This window comes from Wolbachia endosymbiont (group A) of Andrena hattorfiana, from assembly GCF_947179565.1.
In the GTDB taxonomy this organism is placed as follows: domain Bacteria; phylum Pseudomonadota; class Alphaproteobacteria; order Rickettsiales; family Anaplasmataceae; genus Wolbachia.
In genome coordinates this window covers 290,557-313,380 of record NZ_CAMXBT010000001.1, presented here as the reverse complement: position 1 = coordinate 313,380, position 22,824 = coordinate 290,557, and the positions used below count along the sequence as shown (strand labels likewise).

15 protein-coding genes are annotated in these 22,824 nt (G+C 34.5%); 5 read left to right on the top strand and 10 right to left on the bottom strand.

Translation table 11 applies throughout. The features are described from left to right. Nucleotides 1-13: 13 nt before the first annotated feature. The 4 genes from OM966_RS01565 to OM966_RS01550 form a co-directional block, all read right to left on the bottom strand. A complete protein-coding gene (locus OM966_RS01565; protein ID WP_065095468.1) occupies nucleotides 14-493 on the bottom strand; it encodes a hypothetical protein in 480 nt (159 codons plus the stop codon). Nucleotides 494-676: 183 nt separating this feature from the next. Continuing rightward, entirely contained in the window at nucleotides 677-2,569 is a 1,893-nt protein-coding gene (locus tag OM966_RS01560) for a hypothetical protein (protein ID WP_264328554.1), read from the bottom strand. Nucleotides 2,570-2,700: 131 nt separating this feature from the next. After that, entirely contained in the window at nucleotides 2,701-3,921 is a 1,221-nt protein-coding gene (locus OM966_RS01555; RefSeq protein ID WP_065095466.1) for a DNA modification methylase, read from the bottom strand. Nucleotides 3,922-4,024: 103 nt separating this feature from the next. Further along, nucleotides 4,025-4,489, bottom strand: coding sequence for a RuvC family protein (locus OM966_RS01550; RefSeq protein ID WP_065095465.1), 465 nt, complete (start codon nucleotides 4,487-4,489; stop codon nucleotides 4,025-4,027). 218 nt (nucleotides 4,490-4,707) lie between these two features. Here OM966_RS01550 and OM966_RS01545 point away from each other — a divergent pair, with 218 nt between their 5' ends. Next, nucleotides 4,708-5,940, top strand: coding sequence for a hypothetical protein (locus OM966_RS01545; RefSeq protein ID WP_065095464.1), 1,233 nt, complete (start codon nucleotides 4,708-4,710; stop codon nucleotides 5,938-5,940). Continuing rightward, complete coding sequence (locus OM966_RS01540; protein ID WP_264328553.1) at nucleotides 5,906-7,021, top strand: hypothetical protein; 1,116 nt, start codon at nucleotides 5,906-5,908, stop codon at nucleotides 7,019-7,021. Before OM966_RS01545 ends, OM966_RS01540 begins: the two co-directional genes overlap by 35 nt. Nucleotides 7,022-8,249: 1,228 nt before the next feature. On the opposite strand, the gene OM966_RS01535 is transcribed toward OM966_RS01540, so the two are convergent. From OM966_RS01535 to OM966_RS01510, 6 genes are read right to left on the bottom strand one after another with little or no spacing between them, the layout of a single operon-like run. After that, a complete protein-coding gene (locus tag OM966_RS01535) occupies nucleotides 8,250-10,331 on the bottom strand; it encodes an AAA family ATPase (protein ID WP_082941387.1) in 2,082 nt (693 codons plus the stop codon). Nucleotides 10,332-10,366: 35 nt separating this feature from the next. Continuing rightward, nucleotides 10,367-11,551 (bottom strand): AAA family ATPase, encoded by a 1,185-nt coding sequence (locus tag OM966_RS01530; protein WP_065095311.1) that lies wholly within the window; start codon nucleotides 11,549-11,551, stop codon nucleotides 10,367-10,369. After that, on the bottom strand, nucleotides 11,548-12,039 hold the full coding sequence (locus OM966_RS01525; protein ID WP_065095312.1) for a hypothetical protein: 492 nt from the start codon (nucleotides 12,037-12,039) through the stop codon (nucleotides 11,548-11,550). The genes OM966_RS01530 and OM966_RS01525 overlap by 4 nt, the downstream gene beginning before the upstream one ends. Before the next feature lie 32 nt (nucleotides 12,040-12,071). Further along, nucleotides 12,072-12,878, bottom strand: coding sequence for an AAA family ATPase (locus OM966_RS01520; protein ID WP_065095313.1), 807 nt, complete (start codon nucleotides 12,876-12,878; stop codon nucleotides 12,072-12,074). A gap of 23 nt (nucleotides 12,879-12,901) precedes the next feature. Beyond that, a complete protein-coding gene (locus OM966_RS01515; protein ID WP_065095314.1) occupies nucleotides 12,902-13,714 on the bottom strand; it encodes an ATP-binding protein in 813 nt (270 codons plus the stop codon). A gap of 52 nt (nucleotides 13,715-13,766) precedes the next feature. Then, on the bottom strand, nucleotides 13,767-14,255 hold the full coding sequence (locus tag OM966_RS01510) for a sigma-70 family RNA polymerase sigma factor (protein WP_065095315.1): 489 nt from the start codon (nucleotides 14,253-14,255) through the stop codon (nucleotides 13,767-13,769). A 251-nt stretch (nucleotides 14,256-14,506) separates the two neighbouring features. Between OM966_RS01510 and OM966_RS01505 the strand changes: the two genes are divergently transcribed. From OM966_RS01505 to OM966_RS01495, 3 genes are read left to right on the top strand one after another with little or no spacing between them, the layout of a single operon-like run. Then, nucleotides 14,507-15,190, top strand: coding sequence for a hypothetical protein (locus OM966_RS01505; protein WP_065095316.1), 684 nt, complete (start codon nucleotides 14,507-14,509; stop codon nucleotides 15,188-15,190). A 21-nt stretch (nucleotides 15,191-15,211) separates the two neighbouring features. Further along, nucleotides 15,212-15,508, top strand: coding sequence for a hypothetical protein (locus OM966_RS01500; protein WP_065095317.1), 297 nt, complete (start codon nucleotides 15,212-15,214; stop codon nucleotides 15,506-15,508). A 17-nt stretch (nucleotides 15,509-15,525) separates the two neighbouring features. Beyond that, nucleotides 15,526-22,824 (top strand): Tc toxin subunit A-related protein, encoded by a 7,299-nt coding sequence (locus OM966_RS01495; RefSeq protein WP_264328552.1) that lies wholly within the window; start codon nucleotides 15,526-15,528, stop codon nucleotides 22,822-22,824.

Below are 22,824 nucleotides of genomic sequence, written 5' to 3'. Positions count from 1 at the left end.
TTCAAAATCTTTTTTATATTTGAAATTTAGTATTAGATAATTCTTCAAGTGAGTTTGTAATCTCTTCAGTTAGCGCCATATGAATCTTTTCAGTGTCACTCAGTGATGCAAGCAATGCTGAAACTCTATTTGGAATATTAAGTAAATTATTACGGACAACTCTTGCTACATTAAATGCATCGCGCTTTACTTCTTCTACTGCTACAAGTTCTCCTATCTCAGCCCTAGCTTTTGCCTCAAGAAGTTTACCTCGTTCCATTTCATTTTTTATTCGCGTTTTAAGCAACATCGTGGAAAGTTTTTCTCCGCTTTCTGAATAGTTTTTTCTTCTCAGTGGTTGACTTGGATCTCTGATTGTTTCTATAGCCCTGTTTGCTTGTTCTCGGTCAATGAGTCCATCCTCCAACTCAACTATTCCTTTTTTTACTAAATAACAGACATATTGCTTTGATACTCCTATCTCTCTTGCCCATTCTGTTTGTGTGATTTTCACTTTTTTTTCTCCTCTCTCTTGTTTCTACGAATTTTCTTCTTGAATCTCTGAAAAGGTTTTGCCAGTATCAGCAATTCCCTACCTGTTTATACTTGCCGGCGTCTTAGAGATATTTTACTAATATAGAGCGAAGTACTCCGGTTTATAGCTGCTTTCTTTTTACATAGTGAAATTTGGCTATTTTCAACTAATACTATAAATTGCATCTTTGTAGTTATGAGATTCAACCACTACTTGCTCTAGCGTTAAACTGCTGCATTTGGCATCTTTACTATGGTTTTCTTCAAGCACTTTTGTCCTTGCTTCCTTTATTTCCTCAATGAACTTTCCATTAACTTTTTCTGGTTCAATTCTTTCCTCACAATATACAAGATTTGTGCAATTTGTTTTTCTGTAGTAATGTACTCCAAGGAATATCACTGATAGTGCAAGTATACTCGAGCCTATAAGTAGTGATAACCCTACGTTATTAATCAAAGCGTTCTGGTAAAACTTCTGTACACTATTAATACCACCTTCTACATACAGTAATAAAGGCAATACTATATTTGCAGCAACCAAACTGCTTAATAATGCTGTAAATAATGGCCTATCTTTGATTACTGATTCTACTTTATTTCTTCTACTAATGACTTTGTCGTCAATATTAATGAAGTTGTTCTTACCCTTCCAAGCGTTAAGTGTAAAATGTGAATGAGTACCATTGCTGTATTCCAGTTTGACTGATTTTATTACTTTATCTTTTGGTTGATACTTTAGCACCTGATTCAAAGTTTCATTCGCATTCTTTCCCCCTATTTGACACTCCTCAGTATCTCTAAATTGCTTTATTCCACAAAATATTGTGCTAATTGCAAGCAATGAAGTAATTGCTATCATTGGCATAGTAATATAGAGAGGGCTGTTTGCAAAAAATGCAATAAATTGTCCTTTATCCTGTAGATATACCAAAGCTGCAGAAGCGCTAAGTGCAACAGCAGCTATACCGAAAATTACAAATTCCTTCTGCTGCATTGCATATTTTACTCTTGGCAAAATTCTATTTGTTTTCTTTTCTTTTTTAATTAACGGGGTTTCTTCATTATCACTTTTTTCTGATGGGCTAGTTGAAAGTGTAACTGGACTATCATGATTTAATGACATATTCTCCCATCCTTGCCTGCCACAAAACTCACTCATTTCTGTTACTTGAGAATTTGATCTTGTCACCTCTGCACTTCTATTGTCTATCCCACTATCGCTTCCTTCCAAACTCTTTTTTAAAAATTTCGTATTCAGATCTACAGGTTCATCAGTTATATCTTCTGATTCTTTCTTAATTGATGTTTCTTCAGAATTTGACTTTTCTATCTCTGGACTTTGATCATTTATTTCACCATCTAAACCTCTTTTCGAGAATCTTTTACTTTGGTCTATAGTTGCATACATAGGTTCTCCTATAGCTTCTTGCTCATCACATTTTTCTCCATTTAATTGGAAAGAAGAATGTGGTAGCTTTGGTGGTGCAATATCCTGAATAATACTCAACCGATGATTTTCTGCTGTTCTAGGTGAAGGTGGAGCTACATTTCTAATATTGTCCTTCTCCAACATTCCATTCCTAGGTAACGGCTTTGGTTTATCTCCTAATTCTTTATCCTCTTCCTCTTTTTGCATTTCTTTTGTATTGTCTATTTTGGGGTTGGAAGATGTGTTGGATGCTGCCTCAAACTGATCAAGAGAATACGGACGGTTATATTCTATTCCATTTGCCTCACAAACTGCATTAAATTCGTCCTCTATGTCTTTACCATCATCCAATACTAAAGAAGAACAACTCACTGAAAAATCAGCACCTGCTTCGTCTATTTTTGCTGTAATACTGCTATCGCTACTATTGCTAATCACATTTAAAGAAGCTAGTTTGCATTCAGTGTTCAGGTCAGGTTCTTGCTTCGTACCTTTTTCAAACAATTCAATTCTCTCCTTAACAGATAGTGTAGAATTTGAAACATTATTTTCTACTTCTTCAGAAAACGATGCTTCATTATTTGTTTGCGAAGTTACTACTCCAGCTAACATCTTTTCTTGATTCATTGAGTACATCACATTTAATCCAAAGTTATTTGTTACGCTAAACTCATTAAAATACGGTATATACCAGTATTAATATTACAACTACCAAGGCTTACTAAATTTCTGTTTGCGTTATCTTTTCCACTTTTTTCTTACTGTTTTTCTTCTTGAATCTCTGAAAAAGTTTTACCAGTACCAGAAAGAATTGCTTCCCTACCTGTGTACACTTGCCAACGTTTTATGGTTACATCTACAAATTTTGAATCTAGCTCTATTGTCCTACAAATTCTTCCTGTTCTCTCGCATGCAATCAGTGTACTTCCAGAGCCGCTAAATGGATCAAGTACGATATCTCCTGATCTACTGCTATTAACTATTGCTCTTTCCATTAGCTCTACTGGCTTCATTGTTGGATGTAATGAGTTATGCACTGGTTTGTCATAAAACCACAGATCACTTTGATTTCTACCCCCATGCCACTCACGTTTATTGCCGCTTTTCCATCCATAGAGCATTGCTTCGTATTGTCTTTGATAATCTGATCTTCCTAGCGTAAAGTGATTCTTTGCCCAAATGATAAATGTTGACCATTTCCCTCCCGCTTCCTCAAATACTTTTTGTAACGTTGAAAACTCTGATGATGATATGCAGATGTAAATTGCACCTTTCGTATATGCTAAAATATGGGAACAGATGTCGTAGAGAAAAAGTTCGTACTTTTCACCTTGATTATCGTTTAATATTTTTTTCTCTTCTCTTTCCTGACTGCTACCGTAATCAACGTTATATGGAGGATCACATACGGTAATATCTGCCATTTTATTATCTAATACCGCTTTATATGATTCAACTAAAGAGCTATCACCACAATAGATTCGATGATCACCTAAAATCCATAGATCAGCTGGTTTTGTTATTTCTACTTTTTTGTCATCAACAACTAAGTCAGAAAGATCTTCTTCTTCACCATCTAAATCATCAAGAAAGTTTTGAACTTTTTCTAATTCAAATCCAGTCATTTTAAGATCAAACTGTAAATCTTCTAACTCTTGAATTTCTACTTTCAAAAGCTCATCATCCCACTTTGCCCAATTAGCTGATTGATTTGCCAGTAATCGAAAAGCTTTGGTTTGTGGTTCATTTAGATTATCACTTAAGACCACTGGAATACTTTCCATACCAAGTTTTCTTGCTGCTTTAAGTCTTAAATGACCATCAACCACAGTTCCATTGCTTTTTGCAACTATTGGTATACGAAAGCCAAATTCCCTGATTGAAGCACACATTCTATTTACTACATCATCATTTTTACGAGGATTACGCTTATATTCGACGAGGTTTTCAACAGGATAGTAGTGGATTGCTAAATTCATATCTTAATAATTAAAAAGTTAATATTCAAAATATCTCTGACGCTAAAGAAGGCCTGGGGTCAGCACCACCAAACCCGCCATTCTGGCTGAAAGGACCCACTTTTTATGGATTTTTCGTCTTATTAACATTTTTACTGAAATCCATAACATAGAACATTAATGCTAAAGCATCAGATTCATTATCATCTTTAGGCAAAAACCCTTTTTCCTTTACAGCTTCAATAACTTCACTCTTACTTGCATTGCCTTTGCCTGCTATAAAGCGTTTTATAGTTTTAACATTAACACCTTTGTATGGTACGTGATGTTCTTCACACCAAGCAGACAGCACTGCAAGAAAACCACCATAGCAATGAGCTGCATCAGTTCCTAGATGTCTTCTCACCCCCTCAAAGTACACTGCAGAAATCTCTTTCAAAGAATTAAGCCAATTGCGAAAACTTAAAAAACACATGCCACCTCCACTGAAACGACTACCATGAAAGCTTTTGCTTCCACTTTCAATTATTCCATCTGTTAGAATTGCCCAGCCTGTTTGTTTGCCGAGATCGAGTGTTAGGATTGACACTTATATTCAGAATTTGTTTCGCTAGAGTGCTATATAATATATATTCAGGATTTGAAAAATTTTTGTCCAAAAAATCTTCTTCATAAATAAACTTTTTAGAAAAAAACTTGGTTAAAAATCAGTAAACAAGCATTGTATAATTATTGGTCAAGGCTTTCAGATTTCTATCTTAACAGTGTAATTAATCTATTATGCTAACGTAGCTTAGCTAATTTCTTATGAACGTTTACCCAAACCGTAAATTCTGGGAAGATGATTTAGAAGTACCAGTTAACTACTTACTTGAGCGTTTTCACAATACAGAAGTCCGTCATTCTTGGATGAATTCACTTTCTGGTAGGCAGTTAAGTGTTATCTTTCAACACTGCTTTAAAGACAAGCTAAATGGTCAACTCTTTGATGATCAAGACTACGATAACACATCCATACAATATAAACGTAAAGTGATTGCTAAACATTTAGACTCTCTAGTTATTTATTACCTGATTAGCTGTTTTGAACGTGCAAAGCTTGAAGCTACTGTCAGTGAAATTGCAAGATCTGCATTGACTGAGGAACTCATGAAATCCTACCTTCTAAAAGGTAACAATAAATACGACAAAAAGTCTTTGTTATTTCTATTGTTTCATGTAGATCACAACCTTTTAAAGTCTGTCTATCACTTTGAAAAAATACAAAGAAAAGGTTCTGTATCATTTGCTCTTCAAAAGACACCACGACAACCAAATGTTCCATTTAAAGACTTCATCTCTCAGGAAACCATAGTGCAGATACTGAAAGAAGACGACATTAAACGCAATGACGGTTTTGAAAATCAATTACAAGGTTTCTTCTACCATCAAAATCGTTTATATGTATTAGTTCGTAGAGCTAGTGGTATAGATTTACTACTAAACTCAAATAAGGTTATTCATGGTCATAAGCCAGATTGGATGATTTTGGATTTTCTAGTTAATGGTACTCAAGTAGATCTTACTGCCAAAAATATTGATCAAGCTACAGAGATAGCAAATAGCATTGCGAGTCGTTATTTTAGCTCTGAATGTGTTTTTGTAAACGCGCAGGATAAAAACTTTGCAGAGCAAGTATATAAATTCATTAAAGTTTGTGTTGATGGCTCTGATTCAAATATATTCACTTTTGAGTTAAAATTTCAGTCAAATCGTTTCAATTACAGCTATACTAATATCACTTTGACTGTTGCTCCATATGATCCTATTGCACCGGAATTGCATGTTTTAAAGCCATTTGTAGGAGACATAGTGCCATTTATAGAGTCGATTAAAGTAATATTTCAAGGCAAAAAGATAGGCTTATTTTTCAAGCGAAGTGATGAGTATATAGCAATTTACTACTCTGAACATCCTCTGAATAAAAGGGAAAGAGAGGATTTTAAAGCATACATAAAACAATTTTATGGTCTTACAATCTTGCCAAGAGCAAATCTCTGATCTTCTTAATTCTGGCAGCTCTTGGGTTAATCCAAATCAAAATTATATCGAAGCAGCAAGGTATTTGTCGAATCTTGAATTAATTAAGATGCAAGAGAGGGCCTATATTATCTGCTCTCATAGACAAGATAAATTAGATTGGCCAAATATAGTTGATCCATACTGTAACAATGAGATTTTCATTGATGAGAACTTTAACGAAGCATGCGATAATATAATTTGTGAAAATTGCAACCGTGATATTTTACCTAATACCTACAAGAAGCAAAGATTTCACCGCTTATCTGCATATTTAAACCCAGAGAAATTTATGAATTGGTTTGAAGGTCAGCTAAGTAATACGCATTTCATGTGGCAAAAAGTGGAAAGTGGAGTTTATCATGTTGGTGGACAAGGTAAGATTGTAAGTTTAATCATACTTGATTTTTGCACCAATCCAACATTCTTAACGATAGATAAGCTTAAAGCTAATCCAACTGTATTAATAATACTGAGAAAAAATCCATCAAACATACCTCTTGATTTGCCCATAGTAAAAATGGTTGACCTTTTCTTTCAGCATAAGACGTTAATTGAAGTATTCCAAGAAGCAGCACAAAGAGGAATACTAGAGTTCATACCAAATACTTCAATGCAAATCTTACATACTGCACTTAATCTAATTGAACCTCCTAAAGAGAAGGAATTGCTAAAGTTGCAATTGATAGAGGGCTCACTTTACGTAAACAATATAGAGATTCTAAATAAGAAAGCTGTAGCATGTATGAAGGTTTTTCGCATATTATTTGAACAATTTTTGCATGATTGTAAAAAAGAATTACCTCCTGAAAAACACATGTTGCTTAGCATAACTGAAATAGAAAAGCGCCTAAATCTTGATCCAGAAGCAGATCCAGAACATCACATCAGAAAACCACTAAACACAATCCAAAGAACAATAAAAACCACCTTAGCTAAAAAGTTAGGATTAAACATCGAACGTAATGATGTGATTCAAACAGTTGGTTGGCCTGGATCATCGCGTAAAGATTATGGCTACCGTATTAACCCTTTCACTGTGCTGATAAAAGTAGTTCGTTAAGTTTTTAGTAGATTAAAGTCTCTCCGGTTCAAATCACCTATAAATAGTTTCCCAGTTCCCATTTTACAGTTGGAGCAGGGCTAGTAGCTTTTGGTTTTATATCACCTGCAGCATAGGTGCTTTAACTGCTCTTCATATTGCCTTGCATTGACAAATTTTTTCCTTCAAAGAAGATTCACTCGTTGAGATTTCCAAAATGGCACCATGCAAGCCTGCTAAAAACAGTATTCACCTATTGTAGATAAGGTATGTTTTTTGTCTCTTTCAGGCTTTTGTTTTTTCTTAAGTCTTTACAGCTAAAATAAAACGTGATATGGCTGCACAAGGTTTTCTATTGAGTTAAGCTACACATGCCCCTCATTGGGTTTTTAATGTAGTTTACAAGAGTTCTTTGGGTTAAACCTATAAATTTGGGTCCACCAAGTGGTATAATTACTCTAAAAAGCATTAAAAATAGGAATTAAAAAAATAGACTGTTATCAAGATGAATTTTTCTTCAACTGCTTCTGTGCTAATAATCACAATAGATATATTACATACTACTAATATGTAATATATTATATATATAAAGGAATCTGCCATTCTGCCAACTTGCTCAAATCAGCCATAGAAGGGAACTTTGGAACATATTTCAAGTTGGCAACTTTCTGCCATTCTACCAACTTATTACTTTTTCTAAGCTACTGATTTTCTTATATTTTTATCAATTTTAAGTTGGTAGAATGGCAGATTCTTCAGTTTGCCAACTTGCCATCTTGCCAACTTAATATATAATTCTACTATCTCCTTTTGCAATGTTATACATTTCTTGGTTTTTAGCTGTTAACTGCATTTGGTAAAAGATAATAATTTGGAAATTTTTGGTATAATCTGTGCTCCTAGGTCCTGATCTTTCTCAAGCAGCTCATTGAAATAGTATTTTCTCTCCTCTCTTTAATTCCTTAGTCCTACTATATTCAAATTTTCAGATATTTTTAAAAGGCTTGCCAGACATGTTTATATCTGTTCTATAATTATCTTTTTAGCATTTGTATTTACTTTGCTATTTTGTTGAATGGGTATTTACTTCCAAAAAATTTTTGTTTCAGACCCCTAATTCGTTTGCTATCTATAAAGAGGCTATTTGCTTCTTTAGCTTTCCTATAGATGTTATCTATAATGAAGATTGAGTAACATTATATTTTCATTATACTAATAATAATTAACATTGTATATTATCTTTCCCATATTATTTCTCAGAGTTATGTAAGACCCATACATCCCTATTTTCCACAGGTAGAGTCGCTCCATTGTTTGGTACAAGATAGTAATCTGGTTTTACCAATACATACTGATTTTCAGCAATTTTTAGCTCCATGTCTTTTACACATAGGTAACCATGCTTCGATCTTGTGTTTGATAATCCATATTCATCACACTTCTTGAAAAATTTTATATGACCTATCATTGCAAGATTACTAATTCTTTCACGAATGCTACGATCACTACCAAGTCCGAACTTTCCTTCAAAACACTTTGCAAAGCTAGCTGCAGTATATACTTCTCCTCTATACGCTTCATTAGAGATTAACTCTAAAATTATATCACATCTTCTTAGACGTTCTAAATCCAATTTAGTATTATAGCTAGACCTTACTATTCTTTCTGAATTTAATGTATCATCAGATTGTACAAACGCACCGTTATGCCAATAAAATGAAATCTTTTCTTCGTTAGATGCAGAATAATTTGACTTCTTACGGCAAAGTACTCGTTCATTACCAGAAGCATCAGCTTTATCTGGCTTTGACAAGTACCAACGAGATCTTACTGTATTATTCCACGCAGTTGAACCACCTGTACCTGTTTTACGTATTATTCCTGAATCAGAAGGATGAGCACATAATAATACAGCTCCTTTTATTACTTTCACTATTTTTCCACAACAACTTTGAATAAATTGTCTCACATGAGAGCGATTGTTTTCATTGCCACCAAATAAGTCTGCTGCTGTATCTAAAACTACTAGCTTTGGTTGAAACAATTTAATATCTTCAAGTAATTCTTCAAAGCAATGAGTTAATTTACCTATATCTTTGTTATCAAATATCATGAGTAGATTATCTTTCCACACTCTCGATAAAAAGCCAATATTATCATGAAAGTCACAGGATTCCATATCTAACTGATATAATCTATTTATAGCACACTGTCTTCGCCACAGCTCTTCTGTATCATCTTCACAAAATACACCATATGTCTTCATCTGCTCAATTTCCATTCCCAACCAAGATTTACCTGTGCTCGCTGCTGTCATTAGTTGTTGAGCAAGTAGAGACTTTCCCATACCACCATCACCGTAGAGAGCCGTAACACTTCCAATAGGAAGCCAATCTTTAACAATCCATTCTCTTTCTGGAGCAATATTAGCCCAAGCTCTGGTATCTATTCTCAACGATTTTTTTGAAGGAGCCTTTTTTGTACTAAGGATGAACTCTTTAACATTTACACCTTCTTTCACGCAATCAGCAGCGTCCCAACCCTTTGGTTTATCTTTAGGTATTTCCAAAATGCAAAGTTCTTCAACTCCAAGACAAGTAAGTTTCATAGCAGATTTTTCAGCGTATTTCTTACCTGCTTCATCATTATCTGGCCATATAATAATGTGTTTACCTTTAAGTGGAGTCCAATCTGTTTTTTCAATAGGTGCATTTGCTCCAGACATTGCTGTTGTTGCAGTTATTCCTTTCTCTATCAGCGCTTCTGCACATTTTTCTCCTTCAACAAGAATAACTTTATCGGACTTCAAAATACCTGGAATATTATAGAGTGGCCTTATCTTCGGTGCACCAAAGTCGGACTTTTTTATATCAAAAGGAAGATATCGCTTCCCATTATCATCATCGTAACGATAGATTCTAACAATAGCTTGGCCGTTTTCACCGTAATAATCCCAATATGCAGTTGGACTACTTGAAGTTTTGAAATGACCAAGCCACTCAGCTATAGAAGCCATTACTTCAGGAAACTCTATTCTTGTACTTTTTCTATTTACTCCCGCCCAAAGGTCGATAATGTCACCACCTTCTCCTGTTGCAAAATCATGCCATAGGCCAGCTTCACTACCACTTAATTCTACTACTAGACTCTTTCCTTTATCACCTTGTACATTGCCTACATAAAACTTATCACCACGAAAAGTTCCTCTTGGTAATAGATATGAAAGGCATGATCTGATATTTAACAGAAGCTGAGCTTTAAGTTGTTCTTTTTCTACTAACGGTGCATTTTTTCGTGGAGCTGCAGTATTAAAATCACAATAGATACCCATAAAATCTCCAATATATTTAAAGTTTAGAAATTTGGTTAAGCTGTGGCTATCCAGCGTCCGTTAACCATGTTTATGAATTTTGTTGGTATTGGTTTGCCGTTTTTAAGTTCGTACATCAATTGCAGAGTATTCCTTTCTGGCCTAAATATCATTACTCCAGATGTATATAAACTTCTTAAAACATTAGCACCACTCAATGCTTGAAATGGATTCTTTTTTAACGTGGTTGTTGACACTTTTTTTGTGTAATGTGTAACTATTACTCCAGCCGTAGGATTAGTTATAGAGCGTAGTTCATCAATACTATTTTGCAGAAAAGAGATCATACTCCTATAATCAAAAACAGAGTCTATTACTATAAGATCAACTGTTTTTACATCGAGATTTTCCGACATAATTTCCTTTATTTTTTCCACATTCAAAGTTAACTGTACTTTTTTAGTAATAACTAAGTTTTCTGTTCCTTCATCAAGGATTTTCTTGCTGATTCTTAGCTTCTGTAAGCGCTCTCTTATGTAATCATATTCCATTTCATTCTGTAGATAGAATATCTTAAGTGGCTTTGCAGGCTTCATACCAAGAAATGATACTCCAGCAGCTAAATGTACTAACATGGAAAGTAGAAAATTACTTTTTCCTATTTTTGGAGTTCCACCTATGACCAAAAGACCACTTGGAGTTAGAATTCTTGGGCCTATTATATCTTTTGGCATTGGTGATTTATCATTCAAGTAATGCCTTGCTGAAAACGATGTAATTTTATGTTTTGTTGTGTTTTCTTTAGTATTTAACCACTTCTTAGCGGAATTTATATCACCTTTCACTAAAGTCCAAAGATCAATGATATCACCACTAATTCCTTTAGTAAAATTATGCCAATTTCCAGCTTCTTTACCCACTATTTTAACTGTAATCATATCCCCGTCACAGTTGCCAACATAAGTCCTCTCTCGATAAAAATTACCGTTTGGAATTAGGTAAGGTACACACTCCTTAATATTATCAATCAATAATCCTTTTATTTCCTTTCTCTGCATAAAACCCCCATACATACTTTTCATACGTTTAGAGCTGAGATTAGCTAGCTCACAAACAGTTTCAAAAGACTCTGAATCAAACCATTTAATTGCTTCTTTCTTTAGCTCTAGATTTTTTCCTGCTGCATCTTTGATAGCTCTCTCAATTACAGCAATCCAGAGCTTCTCTTCGTCGTACTTCAAAATGGCAACCAATCAACTTCAGATTGTTCTGGAGTAATAACCGTAGCAATCTTGTTCTTTTCTCCATACCGATCAGCTTCAATGCCAACTTTTGCAGTAAACTCTACCCCGTTAAAGTCAGCTATAGAGTTGACTTTTCTAGCAATAGCTGCTTTTTCTGAAGTGTCATTTGAATGAATGTTCCGTGCTGACTCCAAAATACTTCTAAGCATAGAACGACCAGATTCTCCCCAAGTATCTTCTCCTTCAACTCTTGCTTTGCCACTTTTAATACCAATTACTTGAAAAATCTTGCGTTTTGCATATGGACCTTCAGTGACAGTAAATTCAACGTTTAAATAGATGCTGCCAGTAGTGTAGCTTTTCGTGAACCAATTTTCATAACCTCCTGGTTTAATTGCCATTTTTACCTTGACTATTGTACCTTTTGGTATTAAATTACTCTGTAATTTTGCAGTATTAAAATCAGTTAAAAAATCTGTTAGCATATTGTTCCCTATAAATTAAGTAAAAAAAAGAATCAACTCCATTGGTCTACAAGTTTCCAACGACCATTTATCTTATCGACAAGCTTGCTTGCCACACGTTCACCATTTCGCAGCTCAAACACTATTTGACGGGTAGTGCTTTCTTCATCATGAGCAAACATCACCATGCCAGTGCTATAAAATCCACGTAAAGATCCAGCACCGCTTAGGCCTTGAAATGGATCTTCTTCCAGCATCTTTTTGGATAGTTTTTTTGTGTGGTGGGTAAGGATTATACCTGCATCTGGATTAATAATGTTCCTCAGCCTTTCAAGCGTTTTTTGCAAAAAGAATAGCATAGCGCTGTTGTCATTTTCATTACCATATTCACTTGAGTTAAAAATGTTACGAAGAGGATCAATTGCAATAATATCAGGTTTGAAACGCTCTTTAACGGTGCTTTTGATCTCATCTATTTCTTCACTGCTGAAAGATAATTGCACTCTTGGCGTGATAATTAAGTTATTGGCAGCTATATCCAAAAGTTCTTGGTCGAATGTCAGTTGCTGTAAACGCTCTTTCATGTATTCATACTCAATTTCAGTTTGCATGTAGAAAATTTTCATAGGACGACTAGGAGTCATACTGAGAAATGAAACTCCGGCAGCCATGTGAATCAACCAGGAAATAAGAAAATCACTCTTGCCAATCTTAGGTGGGCCACCCAGTACCAATAGACCTCTTTTAGTTAGAATCCTTGGTGCGATTATATCTTCTGGTATTGGCGATTGATCATTCAAATATTCTTTCACACTGAAAAAGGGAATTTTTTGACCGATATTGAAAAAGCTTTGTTCCATAATAATTATTCTCCAATTTTTAATTAAGCAATAGGAGCCAAAGTTTTGGCTTTAATTTTCGCAAGTAATTTACCCAAATGTGGTTCTTCAACCATATTCAGGCAGCCACTTCGATCTTTAGCTGGGTATCCCCAAGTATTAATAGTCTGACAGATAAATGAACGTACTTCTGTGCCATTATCTTTCTTAATTCCAACCATGCTGATTACCTCATCAACAATACCTGGAATCTCACTAGCAGTTTTAGCTCCTTCACATTGAGGTAGCCAAGTTGGACGATTGCAGTCATCGAGATATTGACCTAATGTGCCAACTATGATGATGTCTTTATCTCTGATATGTTGAAACTGATTGAGCCAAGCCATCATCTCTTGAGCAAGTAACCCATAAGCAGCTCTTTTGTCTTCTTTTCCCGATCTATCAGAAAAACACTCAGGTTGCATCCTTGCCCATAAAAGACATAAACGTGAAGCAACGGTTATACTATCTACAAAGATGCATCGGTATTTAGAAGTCTCAGAAAGAAGATCTTTATACTTGCCAGATACATGTTCATGGTGTTTTTGACTGTATGCTTGGTCAGATTTCAGCGCAGGGTTTGGACCACCAATTAGGCAGGCAATATCCCGAGCTTGATTCCAAGTACGAACACTAATTGAATCTCCCTGCCAATCTTGAACAGCAAGCAGACCTGCTTCAAAGTCAAGACATAGTGTTGGTTCACTTATAGTCTTTAAGAGGCTGGTTTTACCAATACCGTAAGGACCAAAAATTACTACTTTTATGCCTGTAGTTGTTTTCAATCTTTCATTATTGTTTAAAATTTTAAAAGTCATTTATTCACCTCAATGGTATATGTTATATATTCAGGAAAGGTAGAATTTATGTTCAATTTTTCTTTTTGCTCTTGTAGTAGATGGAAGAGAGTTTTATACGTATTTTTCTTACCATAGTATTTAAAGTAGTTCTTGATATGTTGTTCATCTTAGCAACTTCATATAAGTTAAAGTACTTGAGTTGTTCGCATATCTTTTGCATCTTTCTTGGTAGCGTTGAAATCATGTAATCTACATCAGTACGTTTTGCTACTTCATCTTCAAAAGCTTCTGTTTTCTCAATATTGACGTAGTTATTAATGTTGCGTTTAATACATAGTTGTTTCTCCAATAAGTTATTGGCACGACGTTCAGTTAATCTTGCTACAAAAGTGTTAAAGCTACCTTTACTTTCATCATATCTATCAAGATAAGTCCAAATTTCACAGAAAAGTTCTTGCTCAAGATCTTCATGAGTTTCATGAGCAAAGCATTCAAAAAGTTTTAATCTCTTAGCTTGATACCGTATATTTTGAACAACTATGGCAGTTTTTAGTTTCATAACTTTTCCCTAAAACAATTAATGCTTTAAGGATGAGAACTTATAGGTGCACTTTGTAGGACAGGAGCAAAAATAAATAATACAGATGCAATTTTTAACCTATTGATATTCTATTGTTTTTTTTCGAGAATAATACAGTTCGATTTTTAAATAATACTGCAACAAAAAATTAGGCAAAAATTCATTTTTTTTGGACAAAAATTTTCCAAATCCTGAATATATATTATATAAGCCTTTCAAACTCATCACAGGTGTCAATTCTTACACAATCAGGAAGAGCAGCAATAGCAGCCAGCATAAAAGAGCAAGTTATACATCTTGCTTGGGGAACAGGTGATTCAAGCTCTGGAAGTAGCCATCAGGTCGAAAAAGTTTTTGTTGAGGGTGAAATAGCTCTAGATCACCACACTATTAAAGATGTAAGGGTTTTTACAGGACAAACAACTTATCAGTCAAGTATAGATTATATAGTTGATAGCAGTAGTGGTGTAATAAAACGTACGGAAAATAGCTCTATCAGGGCAAATAGTGCAGTTACTGTAGAATATAGTGAAAGCACACCACCAGAGCTGATAACTTCTGAAAAACTGCTCAATGAGCTTGGCAGACGTACTGCGAACGAAGTGCTCTTCTGCACAGGTGATGAGAATGGAGAGCTTGTTACTCCCTCCGGAAGGTTTAGGCCCTCAAATGTACCAACTAATAATCTCTATCTTAAATTTACTTTCGATTTCACGGACGCAGCAAATCAAGTTATCAGGGAACTTGGGGTTATGGTTGGTACTAAAGTAAAAAAAGGATTACCTACAGGACAGAGATATTTTGAGCCAAAAGACATTGAAGATTCAGGAATTTTGTTGGTACTTGAACATACGGTACCACTTATTCGAACTGCAGCAACTCGGGAAACTTTTTCCTTTGTTGTCACATTTTAAAAAACTTAAAGGGAGAAAAAAATGATAAATGATGCTATTGTCCGTCTTCAGAAGATGGGACTTGATGATTTAACTGCAAAGCAGCTGCTTAGTTTTAAAGATAATGAAAACTTCTTATACGACTCAGCATTTAAAATTACCGACTTATTCGAAGATAGATTTGTCGAAGCGGTAAAAGATATATTTTTAGAAAGCACAGCACGGGATATCTATCAAAAAGCTGTGGCCAGGAAAAAGTTTATCTCAATTTACATGGCAAACGCTAGGAACATCTCTGAGCCTCATTATCGAGCTCAACGTTGTTGTAACATACATTAAAATTTACAGGAGAAAAAATGCAAATACCAAAAATCTTTAATACCGACGATTACAATCAATGTGAAAGTTGCCAATCGGTACTTAGTCCTGCAGCTTATCTGGTTAAATTATTGGAAATAGTTGATAAATATGAGCAGCCACCTAAATTACTTAAAAAACGTCGTCCTGATCTCTACGATATTAAACTCGATTGTGACAATACCAACAAGGAAAAGCTATATCTTGAAATTGTCAATGAAATAATGGAGAAAAATCTAAAACTTACGCTTAAAGAAGATGATGTCCTATGTAAGCTTGCAACTGCCAAATATCCTTTTAATCTTCCAGCAAATTTTCCGCTAATGAGTATACGTGCTTACCTTAAGAAGCATAAGACAAGCTTAGCAGAGATATATAAAATACTGATTGAAAATGCTGACACTGATGCAGAATTTTTGAGTCTTTCTCCGGAGGAATATGAAGTAATTACGTCTGATAATGAAACAGAAGCTTATTTAAAAGAGGTATATGGAATAAAAGATGGAAAAATAGATCAATTGAAAAATGTTGATAAATTCATTGCACAAACAGGTATAGAGCATGATAAGCTTCAACCATTACTTGATAGCTATAAAGGTGCAAAAAAACTTACTATTACAGAACAAACTATAAATAATCTTGATAATCAAGCACTGAGCTTTCTACATCGCTTCATTCGTTTAGCAAACAAACTTAATTGGTCATTTGCTGAATTAACTCAAGCACTAAATGGGAGTAAAATTGATCAGAAAAAAATAGCAAAGATTAAAAATCTACAAGAAAGATTTAAGCAACCTTTAGCTAAGATATTTGCATTGTATGCTGATAGTTTACCAGAGAGTGTATCAAGTAAAATTGACAGTCTACCAGAATTTAAAGCACTTTTAAGTCAAAAAAGCCTCAAAGATCTAGCTGCTACAGCAAGTAATTATAGCGCATTGCAAAATATTTTAGAAGTAAACAGTAATGAATTAACTGCTTTGATTAACTACCACAATGATCAAGAGGTATTCGGAGAAAAAATTTTAAAAGTATATAAACAAGTTCTGCTTGCAAGATTAGTAAACATACCAATAGCAGAGCTCTTATTACAATTAAGCGTAGAAGGAATAAATCTGGAAAATGTGGTTGAATTTAATGATTGGCTCACAAAACATGCAATTACGACAGAGCAAATACGCAGATTGATTGATCCTGCTTCAAGTAAGCAACTTGCGAAACAATTATATGAATCAACAAAAGAAGTAAAAGATTCGCAGAGTTTCTATAACGAAGTATATAAGTGTGTAGGCAACATTCAACCTGAAATACTCGATGCTATTTATGCATTTACTGTTGATCCCAATAAACCACAGTCATTTTCAGACAAAGGATTTTTAGAAAAGCTCATTCATAACATAGATGTATTTACAACGCTAAAGTTTGAAGTAGAGGGTATTACAAGTTACAAAAGTGTCTATGGAGTAGAGGGAAAATGGTCAATTGAGCAGATTCGGACTCTGTTAAACTATAAAACACTTAAAGCATCATATTCTACACTACCTGAATACATTAACTGGTTATTTGGCAATGACTACAGCAGTGATAAAGTAACGGAGAAAATGGTTCAGCTTACTGGTTGGAGTAAAGATACACTCGAAGCTATTAAAAAAGTCGAAATATTTAAGCAATGTTTTGGCAAGCAAGATTCGGTGAATTCTTTAATGAAGATTAAGTCTCTCATGGATATAGCTGAAATCAATGTCAAAGTTCTACTGAAGCTTCAGGATTTATACAATTTAAAAGCAAGTGAAGGATGGAAAAAATATACCGATACTGAAAAAGATTTAGAACTGATCACTGAAAAAGACGAAGGATATTTAGCAAGAGAAAAGCGAGATATTCTAGCAAGGTACATGATACATACTAATCCAGGTCTGAAAAACATGAGAGATCTTTATGGATTTTTGTTGATCGATGTTGAAATGAGTGAATGTTCAAAGATTTCGCCGATTAAAGCAGCACTAAATAGTGTTCAGCTATACATTCATCGCGCTATGATGAAGATAGAAAAAGATAAAGATAAGGATGTGGAGATTAAAGGCCTGACGGAAGAAGAATGGAAATGGCTGTCCAGTTATCGTGAATGGGAAGCAAGCAATAAGATAAAATTATATCCAGAAAACTACTTAAATCCAACATTACGTAAAATTGTTACTCCAGAGTATAAGAAACTACAAAACACGCTCATGCAAGGAAATATCACCGACGAAGGAGTAAGTGATGCATACATGAAGTATTTTGAAGATTTTGAACAAGTAACTAGTTTAAAAATAGTTGATAGTTGTTATGAAAAAGTAGAAGGAAAAAACACACTGTACGTTATTGGCAGAACTCTTGCGCAACCATACGATTATTATTACCGCGCAGCAGTATTTGATCAGAAAAATCAAAATATACTTTACTGGACTGCGTGGGAGAAAATAGAGGCATCGATTCCAGTTGAAACAATAACCCCAATACATGCATTCAACAGATTATTTATATTTTGGGTGCAACAAATTGAAAAAAGTGAAAATAACGAAAAAAGAATCGATGCAACGATTAATTACATATTTCAAAAACCAAGTGGCAGTTGGACAGCACCACAGAAGCTTGCAAGTGATATTAAAATAGATCCAGTTGATGAAGCAAAAAAATTATACTGGAAGAAAGTGGCAGCTTTTTACCTTCAAGAAGAGAACGGAAAAGAAAAACGGATAGTAATTGTTATCGGCAAAACAAAGTTTGATAGTGTAAGTTTATCTAATCTATTTACTCTTGATGAAGATTTAGTTGCTAGTAAGAATCAGAAAGGAAAGTTTATTAATAATCTTCCTTATAAATATCGTATTATCGACCTAAACAAAAGTTTCCTTAATCGAAAGAGTATAACGATTACAGGAGTTGGCAATAAGGTCATTTTTTTTGGTGGCAGGAGTGGCAATTATCCAAATTATCAATACTTTTCACAAGTAAATGTTTACGATGATAACACAGGAAATTGGACAACTCATACTTCTAGCGAAGCACGATATCAACCAACAGTAGGAATAGTAAGCAACAAAGCTATTTTCTTTGGGGGTACTACAAATAATCGGTTCTCAAAGGAGCTATTTTCCTCAAAAATAGATATTTATGACAGTGAAACAGGAAGCTGGACTACTCATACTGCTAGTGAAGGACGGTGGGATGTAGCAGTGGCAGTAGTAAATCACAAAGCCGTTTTCTTTGGAGGTAAGAAGATTAATGGTGAATGCTCAGCACGAATAGATATTTATGACGATGAAACAAGAAGTTGGACAACATGCACTACTAGTGAAGCAAGAATGAGTGTAACAGTAGCGGTAGTAGGAAAGAAAGCTATTTTTTTCGCAGGAAATAAAGGTTATGATAGTAGTAATCATGTAATATGTTCTTCGCAAGTAGATATCTATGATAGTGAAACAGGAAGTTGGACTACTCATACTGCTAGTGAAGGAAGGTATAGTGCAAGAGTAGGTGTAGTCGGCAAAAAAGCTATTTTTTTTGGAGATATAAAAACTATAGGTAATTCTTCAAAAATAGATATTTATGACAGTGAAACAGGAAGTTGGACTACTCACACCACTAGTGAAGCACGGGAATGGATATCGGTAGCAGTAGTAGATAAGAGAGCTATTTTCTTTGGAGGTTACGAATCCTCACAGATAGATATTTATGATGATGAAACTGGAGAATGGACAGTACATGCTGCTAGTGAAGCGAGGGCTTTTGCAGCAGTAGCAGTAATTGGCAAAAAGGCTATTTTCCTTGGAGGAAATAAAGGTTTGAGAAATGGTAATTTTATATACTCTTCGCAGGTAGATATCTATAATGACGATGAAGTTGATGAAAATAAAAAATGGACTTCACACACCTTAAGTGGAGAACTAGGTAAAGACAAAGTTGCAGTAGTTGGCGATAACGTTATTTTCTTTCGTAGCAAATTAGATGGTAAGTATTGTGAAAAAGTATATGTTTACAACAATGAGGCTGATTATTGGACAACCATAACTTCAAATATTAAAAGCGATGCCTGCTCTATCATTCGAGGTGATAAAGTATCATTTTTCGGTACTGATGAAAATAATAACGTATTCAAACAAGAAATACAAATAAGCATTTCATACCCTTCTTATGATGTAATTAACCGTGATGATAAACTTCATTTAGGGAAAACTAAAAATATCTTTGAAACTAACGTTACTAATAAAAAGGATAATGCTGAACTTCTACATAAAGATGATGATAAAAAGTGGTTAACATTGCTAAGTAATTTTAAAAAGTCCTTATCCCAGCAAGTAATCAATAAACCTGGTTGGTTCATCGTTGAAGGTAACCTCGAGCGTGAAAATATTCGTGAGTCTTTCTTGCTTTTACCTAAAGATTACGATCTACCTGCAATTAGTGAGAAATCAACTTACAAGATAAACAAAAGTGAAAATAAGCTTGAGTTTGAATATGATGGTAAAAGCCAAAAATCTAACTTTCAAGATATAAAATTCTCTTTTACGAGGTTAAACATCACCGGCAATGTTCGCCATTTACGTCAAAAAGCTTATGCTGGTGGGCCAAAAAGTATTTTAACTCTAAAGTCACAGAAAATAGAACAACTTCCATTTTCAAGATTTAATCCAACAGATAGTATCTCTCATCGTCCAAGTGATACTTTGGACTTCAGTGGCGCTTATGGCCTTTATCTATGGGAAATATTTTTCCATATTCCAATGCTGGTTGCTTGGCACTTGCACAAAGAACAGGACTTTGCTACAGCAAGGAAATGGTATCAATATATCTTTAACCCTACCAATAATAATAAAGAATGGCAGTTTTTGCCTTTTGAAAAGCATAACAGTGATAATATCGTTGAGTCGATAAATGATACTCAAACTGCTGAAGAACTGGCAATTGATCCATTTGACCCATACACCATTGCAAAACAACGTACCACTGCATTTGAAAAGTATATCATCATCTCCTACATAGATAACCTCATTGATTGGGGAGATATGCTCTTTGCTAAGGGATCTTGGGAAGCATTAAATCAAGCTACGATGCTGTATATCAGAGCTTGGGATTTACTTGGCCCAAAACCTATTAAAAAAGGAAATTTTTCAGTTCAACCTCAATCCTTCAGTGAATTAAAAGACCATGATTTATTGAAAATGGAAACAGAACTACCAGCTGGTTCACAACTCGCAGTTCAATCTGATGAAGCTCATGATCTTATCAAATACAGCAATTACTTCTGCACACCTGAAAATAAGAGCTTTATTGGTCTATGGGATAAAGTTGAAGATCGCTTATATAAAATAAGACATTGTTTAGATGTTAGAGGAAAAAAAGCAGTATTACCTTTATTTCAACCACCACTTAATCCTAAGCAATTAGCAGCAGCAACTGGCAGTTATTCTCTAGCACTACCAGAGGTGAAGCTAATACCACATTATCGCTTCAGTAAAATGGTAAGTTATGCAAAATCGATAGTTGAAACGGTGATAGAATTTGGCTCAGAATTACTTGATGTTCTGGAAAAGAGAGACGCTGAGTCACTGACTATTCTTTACAACAAACAAGAAGGAATAATCAGTAATTTAATCTCATCGGTTAAAGAAAAGACCATAGAAGCCTTAAAGAAAGAAAAAGATGCACTGAGTGCAAGTTTAAATAATGCTGAGGAGCGTGAATCGCATTATGAAAGTTTAATCAATGCTGGACGTTCATACCATGAAGTGAAAGGAATCTTATCATATTCTGAAGCAACTTCAACAAGACTTGGAGCTTGTGGTATATTTGGAGCTGCAGCATTAGCACATTGGATACCTACAGTATTTGGTTTTTCTTTTGGTGGTGCTAAACCTGGCTTTTCTACACAAACAGGAGCAGATTTTCTGACTACTCTAGCAGATATTAAGAAAGAAGGTGCAGAATTATCCAATATCATAGCAAGTTATCAAAGACGTGCTGAAGATTGGGATCTACAGAAAAAATTAGCTGCCTGTGATGTGAAGCAGATCAACCACACAATAGAGGCAAATCAAATTAATCAAACCATTGCTGAGCAAGAATTAAAAGTACATAAAGAGTCAATCAAGCAAAACCAGGAAAAAAGGGAATTCTTTGAAAGTAAGTTTACAAGTAAAGAGCTCTATGACTGGATGAAAGGGCAAATAGCAATAATATATTTCCAAGCTTATAAGATGGCTTTAGAGATGGTAAAACAGGTGGAAAAAACTTATCAGTATGAGTTGAATAACGATAGAGTATTTGTTACAGCAAGCTCTTGGAACAGCTTAAAAGAAGGATTACTTGCAGGTCATAGCTTGAAGTTTGCTCTTGAGCAAATGGCCAAAGAGTATCTTGATAATAATGAAAGAGCTCTGGAGATTACTAAAACAATACCTCTAAGTCCTATTGCAATCAATGAGTTAAAAACTCAAGGAAGCTGTAAGTTTGCATTAACAGAAAAAATGTTTGATCTTGATTTTCCAGGTCATTATTGTCGTAAGATTAAAAGTATAAGAATTACTATTAAAGCAGAAGTTGCTCCTTATCAGGATATTCATGCTACATTGCAACAAACAGCCAACAGAGTAGTACTGAAACCTGAGATTGAGGCAATAAGGTCATTACTCGATGAAAATAATGAACTCAGTGATAATCAATCATTAAGAGTAAACTGTAATACAAATCAGCAGATAGCAATATCAAAAGGAAACCAAGAAGATAGTGGATTATTCGAATTAAACTTCAATGATGAACGTTATCTACCATTTGAAGGTACAGGGGCGGTATCTGATTGGATTTTAGAGCTACAAAATACTGAAAAAGTTTCTGATGTGATTATACATCTTGATTATACTGCATTTAACGGAGGAAAAGAGTTAAGTAACAAAGTAAAAGCTCTGCCGAAGCTAAAATACTATTATGACATGTTGGCAGTGAAGTTAAGTGAGGTAGATCAAGAAAAGTGGCAAAGATTTAAACAATCAGGAGAGTTTAAGTTTAAACCTTCTTTTTCGACTCGAATTAAAAATCCAGAAATTGATTTAAGTTATAACGGTGTTTATCTCGTACCAAAAATAGCAGATGGGAGTGAGGTAAATATAAAACTGGGTAATAATGTTTGGGATAAGGATACTCATAAAGTAACTGTAACTGAGCTGGAGAATGATTGGGTCATTAAAGCAACTAATGCGAATAAAATAGAGGAGATTACGGTGATAATCCCTTATAAGGCTGAAGTCAATTGGAAGTAA

Coding starts and splice junctions, on each gene's coding strand:
- OM966_RS01555 (WP_065095466.1), bottom strand. CDS start 3,921: ATGAATTTAGCAATCCACTACTATCCTGTTGAAAACCTCGTCGAATAT.
- OM966_RS01510 (WP_065095315.1), bottom strand. CDS start 14,255: ATGAAACTAAAAACTGCCATAGTTGTTCAAAATATACGGTATCAAGCT.
- OM966_RS01520 (WP_065095313.1), bottom strand. CDS start 12,878: ATGGAACAAAGCTTTTTCAATATCGGTCAAAAAATTCCCTTTTTCAGT.
- OM966_RS01525 (WP_065095312.1), bottom strand. CDS start 12,039: ATGCTAACAGATTTTTTAACTGATTTTAATACTGCAAAATTACAGAGT.
- OM966_RS01500 (WP_065095317.1), top strand. CDS start 15,212: ATGATAAATGATGCTATTGTCCGTCTTCAGAAGATGGGACTTGATGAT.
- OM966_RS01545 (WP_065095464.1), top strand. CDS start 4,708: ATGAACGTTTACCCAAACCGTAAATTCTGGGAAGATGATTTAGAAGTA.
- OM966_RS01535 (WP_082941387.1), bottom strand. CDS start 10,331: ATGGGTATCTATTGTGATTTTAATACTGCAGCTCCACGAAAAAATGCA.
- OM966_RS01495 (WP_264328552.1), top strand. CDS start 15,526: ATGCAAATACCAAAAATCTTTAATACCGACGATTACAATCAATGTGAA.
- OM966_RS01560 (WP_264328554.1), bottom strand. CDS start 2,569: ATGAATCAAGAAAAGATGTTAGCTGGAGTAGTAACTTCGCAAACAAAT.
- OM966_RS01540 (WP_264328553.1), top strand. CDS start 5,906: ATGGTCTTACAATCTTGCCAAGAGCAAATCTCTGATCTTCTTAATTCT.
- OM966_RS01515 (WP_065095314.1), bottom strand. CDS start 13,714: ATGACTTTTAAAATTTTAAACAATAATGAAAGATTGAAAACAACTACA.